We start from the raw sequence: 9,290 nt of genomic DNA on the forward strand, positions 1-9,290 counted from the left end.
CTCAAAACACGGGCTGATATGGGCCCAGTTCGACCTGGATGGACTTGATGCGCGTGTAGTGCTCGAGTGTCGTGATGCCGTTCTCTCGGCCCACGCCCGATTGCTTGTAGCCGCCCACGGGCATTTCGGCGGGCGACTCGCCCCACGTGTTGATCCAGCAGATGCCTGCTTCGAGCCGATGAATCACGCGATGCGCGCGCGACAGATTCTCGGTGACGACACCCGCTGCGAGCCCGTAGATCGTGTCGTTCGCGCGCGCGATCACGTCCTCTTCATCGGCGAAGGTCAGAATGCTCATCACCGGGCCGAAGATCTCTTCGCGCACGATCTTCATGTCGTCGCGGCAGTTCGAGAACACGGTCGGCTGCACGTACTGGCCGCGCGCGTAGTCGCCGTCGGTGATGCGCGCGCCGCCCAGCACAAGCCGCGCGCCTTCCTGTTCGCCGCTCTCGATGTAGCCGAGCACCTTGTCCATTTGCGCGGCGCTCGCGAGCGGCCCGAAATTCGTCGACGGGTCCGATGGCTTGCCGATGCGGATGCGCCTCACGCGCTCGATCACGCGCTCTTCGAATGCCTGCTGCACCGATTGATGCACGAACACGCGCGTGCCGTTCGTGCACACCTGTCCCGCGCTGAAGAAGTTGGCCGTGACGGCGATATCGGCGGCGCGGTCGAGGTTCGCATCGTCGAAGACGATCAGCGGCGACTTGCCGCCGAGCTCCATCGTCACTTCCTTCAGCGACGAAGCGCCCGCCATCGACATCACTTTCTTCCCCGTCTCGACGCCGCCCGTGAACGAGATCTTCGCGATGCCGGGATGCGCGCCCAGCATCACGCCGACGCGCCCGTCGCCTTGCACGACATTGAACACGCCGGGCGGCACGCCCGCTTCCAGATAGATTTCCGCGAGCTTCGACGCTGAGAGCGGCGTGACCTCGCTCGGCTTGAAGATCATCGCGTTGCCGGCCGCGAGCGCGGGCGCGGACTTCCAGCACGCGATCTGGATCGGATAGTTCCATGCGCCGATGCCCGCCGTGACGCCGAGCGGCTCGCGCCGCGTATAGACGAACGATTCGGCGCGCAGCGGAATCTGTTGGCCTTCGATGGCTGTGGCAAGGCCCGCGTAGTACTCGATCACGTCCGCGCCCGTGACGATGTCGACCGCGCGTGTTTCCGCAATCGGCTTGCCCGTATCGCGCATTTCGAGTTCGGCGAGTTCGTCGTTGCGCTCGCGCAGCAGGTCCACCGCGCGGCGCAGGATGCGTGAGCGCTGCATCGCCGTCATCGCGGCCCATACGCGCTGGCCTTCGCGCGCGGATTGCACGGCGCGTTCGATGTCGGCAACGCTTGCTTGCTGCACGGTCGCGAGCGTTTCGCCCGTGGCGGGATCGAGCGTGTCGAAGGTGACGCCGCTCGTGGCGTCGACATATTCGCCGCCGATGTAGAGACGTTGCAGGCCATAGACGGGCATCTGGGTTTCTCCTTGAAATGCGGGTGTTCGTGGTGCAGCGCTGCGCGCGCGCTTTATGAGCCGTTGCGCGCGAGCAGCAGGTCGATGTAGTCGTTGGCGAGGCGCAGCGCCGCTTTCGTGTCGAACGGATCGCCCGACAACGCGCCGCGCAGCCACAGTCCGTCGATCATCGCCGCGAGGCCGCTGGCAGCGCGCCGCGCGGACGCGCGCGGCAACGCCTTCGCGAACTCCGCGCACAGGTTCGAATAGAGGCGGCGTGTGTTCACGCGCTGCAAGCGGCGCAGCGCGGGCTCGTGCATGCTCTCCGTCCAGAACGCGAGCCACGTCTTCATCACGGGGCCGCTCACTTGCGATACGTCGAAATTCGCCGCGACGATCGCGCGCAAACGCGCGCGCGGCTGCGGCTTTGCGGCGATGCGGCGGCGCGTCGTGGCGGCCCACAGATCGCGCAGGATATGGCGCATCGTGGCTTCGAGCAGGCCGTCCTTGTCGCCGAAATAGTGGCTCACGATGCCCGTCGAAATGTTCGCGCGCTGTGCGACGGACGCGAGTGTCGTGCCCGACAGACCGGCCTGGTCGATCGTGAGCAGCGTGGCGTCGATCAGCTGCGCGCGACGCACTTCGCGCATTCCGACTTTGGGCATGGTGTCCCGCGAGGTTTGCCGAAAGTCGTCACTCTAGTCTTTTTTTATTGAACGTTCAATCAACAAAAACAGGGCAATCCGGCTTTGTCGGTTTGAGGAAAACACGTGTCGCGTTTTGAACATTGGTGGGCGGGGCAAAGGGACTAACCTCGAATCAGCGCCATTTGCGCATTCAGACCAACGTGGAGACGAGACGATGAGCAACAATCGCGGTGTCGTGTATCTGGGGCAGGGCAACGTCGAAGTACGGCCGATCGATTACCCGAAAATGGTCGATCCGCGCGGACGCGCGATCGGTCACGGCGTGATCCTCAAGGTGGTATCGACGAATATTTGCGGCTCGGACCAGCACATGGTGCGCGGCCGCACGACGGCTGAAATAGGCCTTGTTTTAGGGCACGAAATCACGGGCGAGGTGATCGAGATCGGTCGCGATGTCGAGACGCTGAAGATCGGCGATCTCGTCTCCGTGCCGTTCAACGTCGCGTGCGGCCGCTGTCAGACGTGCAAGGAACAGCATACGGGCGTGTGCCTGAACGTGAATCCGGCGCGTGCCGGCGGCGCGTATGGCTACGTCGACATGGGCGGCTGGATCGGCGGGCAGGCTGAATACGTGATGGTGCCGTATGCGGACTTCAATCTGCTGAAGTTTCCCGATCGCGATCGCGCGATGGAGAAGATCCGCGATCTCACATGCCTGTCGGACATTCTGCCGACGGGCTATCACGGCGCCGTGATGGCGGGCGTGAAGCCGGGCTCGACGGTGTACGTCGCGGGCGCGGGCCCTGTCGGCATGGCGGCGGCTGCATCGGCGCGCATCCTGGGCGCGGCGTGCACGATCGTCGGCGACATGAACGAAGAGCGGCTCGCTCATGCGCGTGCCGTGGGCTTCGAGACGGTCAATCTGTCGAAGGACGCGTCGCTCGGCGAGCAGATCGCGCAGATTCTCGGTAAGCCCGAAGTGGATTGCGCAGTGGACTGCGTGGGCTTCGAGGCGCACGGCCACGGCACCAGCGGCTCGCGCGAAGAGGCGCCCGCAACGGTGCTCAACTCACTGATGGATATCACGAAGCCAGCGGGCGCGATCGGCATTCCGGGCCTGTACGTCACCGACGATCCGGGTGCCGCCGATGCCGCGGCGCGCAAGGGCAGCCTGAGCATTCGCTTCGGCCTCGGCTGGGCGAAGTCGCATTCGTTCCATACGGGCCAGACGCCCGTGATGAAGTACAACCGCAACCTGATGCAGGCAATTCTGTGGGATCGTCTCCCCATCGCGGACATCGTCAATGTGACGGTAGTGTCGCTGGATGAGGCCCCCGAGGGTTATCGCAAGTTCGATGGCGGCGCGCCGCGCAAGTTCGTCATCGATCCGCACGGTTTGCTGAAGGCCGCTTAGTGCAGGCGCGGTCGCCTGCAACGAGCGGGTAGCAGGTCGAAGTCTCCTCTGTCCCGTTTTGGACGATGCTGCGTTTCCCTTTTACGGGGAACGCAGCTTTTTTTCTTCGCGCGCGCCGACTTCAACTGAGTTCAAAAGTCGTGTCGAATGGAAAACGTCGCGCCTCTCTCGTGCGAATGATTGAGGTTCAAGAGCGGATTGGCTCTGAAGCTCCATTCGTCGCTGGTGGTCGATGAACCTGATGAATCGCTTTGAGGATCGGGAGTGAGCCCGTAGACAGGCGGACCAGGCGCCTCGCCCGCGTGAAGGCCATCGAGTGTGGACGGGTGCTGTCCGAAGCGGACGCGCCCGTTATCCGGCGCGATGCTGTACCGGTTATAGAGTCCGTAAGCCGCAGCGCCCATATGCAATGGGCTTGCCACGACGTATCGATGCAGATGTCGTTGAGGCGCATAGGCCGTCGACGGAATCTGCGGATACGAATAGAAAAGAATGGATGCAGGCTCTCTTTCGGGCAATAGACGGCCGTGATCAGTGGCGACGGCTTTGGCAAATAATGCGCCGCTGACCAGAAGAAGCAACGCACCGGCAATCCAGTCGCGGAGATTGCGGCGCGTCGCGGATAGGACCCAATAAGCAACGAAAATGATCACACTGCGGATCATCCTGGCTCGGCAGAAGCTTTGCCCGTCAAAACATTGATACTACATTTTAGTTCTTTCGATGCCTTTCGGGTCCCTCCAGTTCTCTGCGGCTTAACCGCATGCGCCGATTTCACCGCACGCCGTGCAGAAGTCGCAACCGTCCTTGCGGATCACCGCATTCGCGCCGCAATTGCCGCACGTGCGGCCGTGCATCGTATGCAGTGCCTGAACGCCGCGCTCTTCAGCCGATTCCCCTCCAATGGACGAGAGCGTGTTGTCGGCGCTCGACGCATTCGGGTTCGACTGGCCGCGCGGCAGGCGTGCGAGCAGGCGCGACGGCACCTGATTGCCCTCGGCATCGAGAAAGCCGCGCCGGTGCAGGATCTGCTGGAGCGCATACGCGAGCGCGGCGACTTCCGAATCGTGCCAGCGCGGCGAGCGATGGCCGTCGAGCCGCTGCACTTCGCCGAGCCGAACCTGGCCGCGATCCCATGAAACCTTGCGCAGGTCCTGCAGATTACGCGCGACAAAGCCTCCACGGGCCGCGAGCGACAGCGAACGCATCGTCGCCGTGATCCATTGCTGCGACTCGTCGCGTTGACCGGCGGGAATGAAGAACTCGATGGGCCGTTCGATCGTCACTTCCTCGCCGCCCACGCGTCCCGTCAGCTCGATGAACGACACGGCGAGATACAGCGACTTCTTGCCCGCCGCCGTCAGGTACTCGACCTTCTCGATGATCGCGGGCAGCTCGCCCTTGGGCCGATGGTCGATGGCGATGCGCAGCGGGTCCTGATCGATTTCGACGAGCGCGTCGGCGGGCGTGGCCGCGGGCTCCTGCGTCACGCTCAGCACCGCACCCAGCGTCTCGTTCGGGCGATAGGTCGCGAGGCCCTTGAGCCCGCTTTTCCAGGCGTCGAAATAGAGGGTTTCGAACGCATCGAACGGGTAGTCGGCGGGCACGTTGACCGTCTTCGAAATCGACGTGTCGATGAACGGCTGCACGGCGGCCATCATGTCCAGATGATCGCGCGCCGACATCTCCAGCGCGCTCACGAAGTACTCGGGCAGACTGCCGACATCGCCGCCCAGCTCGCGATAAAGACGGTACGCGTGATCTTCGACGGCGAACTGCTCGCGGCTGCCGTCAGCCATCACCTTCATGCGCGTATACGTCCACGAAAACGCGGGCTCGATGCCGTTCGACGCGTTGTCCGCGAACGCGAGACTGACGGTGCCCGTCGGCGCGATGGAGAGCAGGTGGCTGTTGCGGATGCCATGCTTGCGGATCGAATCCTTGACATCGTCGGGCAGGCGCGATGCGAAGGTGCCTTCTTCCAGATATTGCTTCGCGTTGAAGAGCGGAAACGCGCCGCGCTCGCGCGCGAGTTCGACGGATGCGCGATACGCTTCGTCGCGCATCAGGCGCGCGATGCGCACCGCAAAGTCGCGGCCCTCCTGCGAGTTGTAGCGCAAGCCCATCATCACGAGCGTATCGCCCAGGCCCGTAAAGCCCACACCGATACGCCGCTTCGCACGCGACTCGTCGTATTGCTGCGTCAGCGGCCACAGCGTCACGTCGAGCACGTCGTCGAGAAAGCGCACGTGGATGCGCGTGCGTTCGGCGAGCGCGTCCCAGTCGAATGACGGCTTGCCGCCGTGCCGCTGCGCGAACGGATCGATCACGAAGCGCGTGAGATTGAGCGGCCCGAGATTGCAGCAGCCATAAGGCGGCAGCGGCTGCTCGCCGCAAGGATTGGTCGCGCGGATCGTTTCGACGGCGCGCAGATTGTTGTCCTCGTTCATCCGCGAGATGAACACGATGCCGGGCTCCGCGATGTCATAGGTCGAACGCATGATGCGATCGAAGATCTCTTTCGCGCGCCGCTCGCTGTAGACCCACATGCCGTCTTCGCGCTGATGCACGTCGTTGGCTGCGCGCATCGCGGGCGACGGTTCGGCGCGATGCACGAGTTGCCACATCGCGTCGTTTTCGACGGCGCGCATGAACTCGTCGCTGACGGCGACGGACACGTTGAAGTTGTTCCAGCGGCCCTTCGAATGCTTGGCTTCGATGAACTCGAGCAGGTCGGGATGCGTGCAGTCGAGCACGGCCATTTGCGCGCCGCGCCGCGAGCCCGCACTTTCGACGGTGCGGCACGACGCGTCGAACACGTCGATATAGCTGCACGGACCGGATGCCGACGAACTGGTCGTCTTCACGCGCGCGCCGTGCGGCCTGATCGCCGAGAAGTTGTAGCCGACGCCGCCGCCGCGCCGCATCGTCTCGGCTGCCTGCAGCAACGCGACGTAGATGCCCGGCAGACCCTGCTCGTCGACGCCCTGGATGCTGTCGCCCACGGGCTGCACGAAGCAGTTGATGAGCGTCGCCGCGATGCCCGTGCCCGCCGCGCTCATGATGCGGCCGGCGCCGAGCGCGCCGTTCTTCAGGTTCTCGGCGAAGCGGGCCTCGATGACGGGACGCAACGCCTCGGGCTCGGCCATCGCGACGCCGCGCGCGACGCGCTCGTACACGTCGTCGGACGTGCGTTCGTCGCCCTTCGCGTATTTTTCGAGCAGCACGTCGAGCGAGAATTGCTGCGGCGCGATGGAGGTGGAATCGAGCGGAGTGAGTTCGTTGTCGGTGTCAGCCATGAGCAGCCTCGAAGGGCGGCGCTCCAGCGATGCGCGCGAACTGCGCGACGCCGCGCCGCGTTGAGCCTCACCATAGCGCAGCGAACGGGATGCTGCAAACGGCGCGAGGCGCGAGCAGGCCCTATGCCTGCCCGAAAGCAAAGACCCGCTGGATTGATTGCGGCGAAAGCACGCGCTCAGGCGTGCGCGGGAAGCGTTGCGAGGCCGCTCATGACGGGATGAGCGAGCGGTGCAACCTGCTTGCGGCGCTCGCGCGTGGGCGCAGTGCCGAATGCGTCGCGATAGCTCTTGCTGAAATGGCATGCGGACTGGAAGCCACACGCCATCGTGATGTGCATGATCGACATGTCGGTCTGCAGCAGCAGTTCGCGCGCGCGGCGCAGACGCAATGTCAAGTAGTAGTGCGTCGGCGTCATGCCGAGATGCTCGCGGAAGAGCCGCTGCAATTGCCGTTGCGACATGTTCGCGAGCCGCGCGAGCTCTTCGCGCGACAGCGGCTCTTCGATGTTGTTCTCCATCAGCGCGATGACTTCGAACAGCGACTTGTTGGCTGAGCCGAGCCGCGCGACGAGCGGCATGCGTTGCTGAGCGCTGTTGTCGCGCACGTGCTCGACGATGAATTGTTCGGCGATCTGCGTGACGCGCGGCGTGCCGACACGCGCGGCGATCAGGTTCAGCATCATGTCGAGCGGCGCGACGCCGCCCGTGCATGTGACGCGGTCGCGATCGATCACGAACAGTTCCTTGAGGAAGCGCGTGTCGGGGAACTCTTCCTTGAGCGCCGACATGTTCTCCCAGTGGATCGCGCACGCATAGCCCGCGAGCAGTCCCGACTTCGCGAGCGCATACGTGCCCGTGCACAGGCTGCCGAGCGCGACGCCTGCACGTGCGAAGCGGCGCAGCGTCGACAGATGTTCGGGCGTGGTTTCGCGCTGCACATCGATGCCGCCGCAGACGAACACGATGTCAGGCGTGCCGATGCATTCGGCGGGACCCGTATCGACTGAGAGTCCGTTGCTTGCCGTGACCGGGCCGCCGTTCGGGCTGATGATCGACCATCTGTAGAGCGACTGTCCGCTCAGATAGTTGGCCATGCGCAGCACTTCGATCGCATTCGTGAAGGCGATCATCGTGAAGTTCGGCAGTGGCATGAACGCGAAGTGCGATAACGACGCGGTTCTATCGGGCGACATGATTCGGGCGTTCCTTCAGCTCGATGTTTTATTGCAGCCGGGTGGGGAATTCGGCCTTCTTATTCTGAGAGCGAGGGCAACAAGCATGCCATACGGCTAAACCCTGGCTGGAATCGGGTTTTGCGCCGTGCATCGGCCAAATCGCACTGCCGCTGTGCATGTCCCGCACTGCGGGCGGGCCTGTCGCGCTCGCGAGCGGTGCTATTCGCGCTCTTTGGCGCCGATAAAACGCTGCATTGCACCATTTAATCGGCGCTTTAAAACAACTTCAATGCAACTTCAACGCCACTTTATCTCCACTTCTATTGGACGAATTGGATGGACCAATTAGCACGGTCGATCACTTGTCCAAAACGGACCTGTATGGCGGAAAAGGTAAAGAACGCGTCTGAAATCGTAAATTGACAGATCGGGCGAAAGACAAGAATAGAGCCGTCGGTGGAGGTGGTGCAAAGCCAGTCCAGTCAAGGGATAGCGCGGAATTGGACAGTCGGCCTCGCACAACTCTATTCGCTTTCCAGTCATCAACGGACTTCTAACGGACGCCATGTCGAACGCCAACCCTTTCTTCTCGCAGACCCTCGCCGAACGCGACGCAGCCGTGCGCAAGTCGGTGCTCAAGGAACTCGAACGCCAGCAGTCACAGGTCGAGCTGATCGCGTCGGAAAACATCGTGTCGCGCGCGGTGCTCGAAGCGCAAGGCTCGGTACTGACGAACAAGTACGCAGAAGGTTATCCGGGCAAGCGTTACTACGGCGGCTGCGAGTTCGCCGATGAAGTGGAAGCGCTCGCGATCGAGAGAATCAAGAAGCTCTTCAATGCAGGCTTCGCCAACGTGCAGCCGCATTCGGGCGCGCAGGCGAACGGCTCGGTGATGCTGGCGCTCGCGAAGCCCGGCGATACGATCCTCGGCATGTCGCTCGACGCGGGCGGTCACCTCACGCACGGCGCGAAGCCCGCGCTGTCCGGCAAATGGTTCAACGCGGTCCAGTACAGCGTGAATCGCGAGACGATGCGCATCGACTATGACCAGATCGAAAAGCTCGCGCACGAGCACAAGCCGTCGCTGATCATCGCGGGCTTCTCCGCTTATCCGCGCGTGCTCGACTTCGCGCGCTTCCGCGCGATCGCCGATAGCGTCGGCGCGAAGCTGATGGTCGACATGGCGCACATCGCGGGCGTGATCGCAGCGGGCCGTCATCCGAATCCCGTCGAATATGCGCACGTCGCCACGTCGACCACGCACAAGACGCCGCGCGACCCGCGCGGCGGCTTCATCCTCACCAA

At 63.4% G+C, this 9,290-nt stretch carries 7 protein-coding genes; 2 read left to right on the plus strand and 5 right to left on the minus strand.

Going from position 1 to position 9,290, the window contains the following annotated elements; all coding sequences use genetic code 11:
- Position 1: 1 nt before the first annotated feature.
- On the minus strand, positions 2 to 1,471 hold the full coding sequence (betB, locus tag BN2476_RS08740; RefSeq protein ID WP_087733759.1) for a betaine-aldehyde dehydrogenase: 1,470 nt from the start codon (positions 1,469 to 1,471) through the stop codon (positions 2 to 4).
- A 53-nt stretch (positions 1,472 to 1,524) separates the two neighbouring features.
- Entirely contained in the window at positions 1,525 to 2,115 is a 591-nt protein-coding gene (betI, locus tag BN2476_RS08745) for a transcriptional regulator BetI (protein ID WP_087733760.1), read from the minus strand.
- Between the two features lie 196 nt (positions 2,116 to 2,311).
- Between betI and fdhA the strand changes: the two genes are divergently transcribed.
- A complete protein-coding gene (gene fdhA, locus BN2476_RS08750; protein WP_087733761.1) occupies positions 2,312 to 3,511 on the plus strand; it encodes a formaldehyde dehydrogenase, glutathione-independent in 1,200 nt (399 codons plus the stop codon).
- 131 nt (positions 3,512 to 3,642) lie between these two features.
- On the opposite strand, the gene BN2476_RS08755 is transcribed toward fdhA, so the two are convergent.
- From BN2476_RS08755 to BN2476_RS08765, 3 genes are all read right to left on the minus strand, one after another.
- On the minus strand, positions 3,643 to 4,176 hold the full coding sequence (locus BN2476_RS08755) for a hypothetical protein (protein WP_087733762.1): 534 nt from the start codon (positions 4,174 to 4,176) through the stop codon (positions 3,643 to 3,645).
- Between the two features lie 90 nt (positions 4,177 to 4,266).
- Positions 4,267 to 6,810 (minus strand): adenosylcobalamin-dependent ribonucleoside-diphosphate reductase, encoded by a 2,544-nt coding sequence (locus tag BN2476_RS08760; RefSeq protein WP_087733765.1) that lies wholly within the window; start codon positions 6,808 to 6,810, stop codon positions 4,267 to 4,269.
- A gap of 176 nt (positions 6,811 to 6,986) precedes the next feature.
- Entirely contained in the window at positions 6,987 to 8,003 is a 1,017-nt protein-coding gene (locus BN2476_RS08765; RefSeq protein WP_087733763.1) for a GlxA family transcriptional regulator, read from the minus strand.
- A gap of 547 nt (positions 8,004 to 8,550) precedes the next feature.
- Between BN2476_RS08765 and BN2476_RS08770 the strand changes: the two genes are divergently transcribed.
- A partial coding sequence (locus tag BN2476_RS08770; RefSeq protein ID WP_143810925.1) for a serine hydroxymethyltransferase occupies positions 8,551 to 9,290 on the plus strand: 740 nt, incomplete at its 3' end.

The organism is Paraburkholderia piptadeniae, from assembly GCF_900007165.1.
In the GTDB taxonomy this organism is placed as follows: Bacteria; Pseudomonadota; Gammaproteobacteria; order Burkholderiales; family Burkholderiaceae; genus Paraburkholderia; species Paraburkholderia piptadeniae.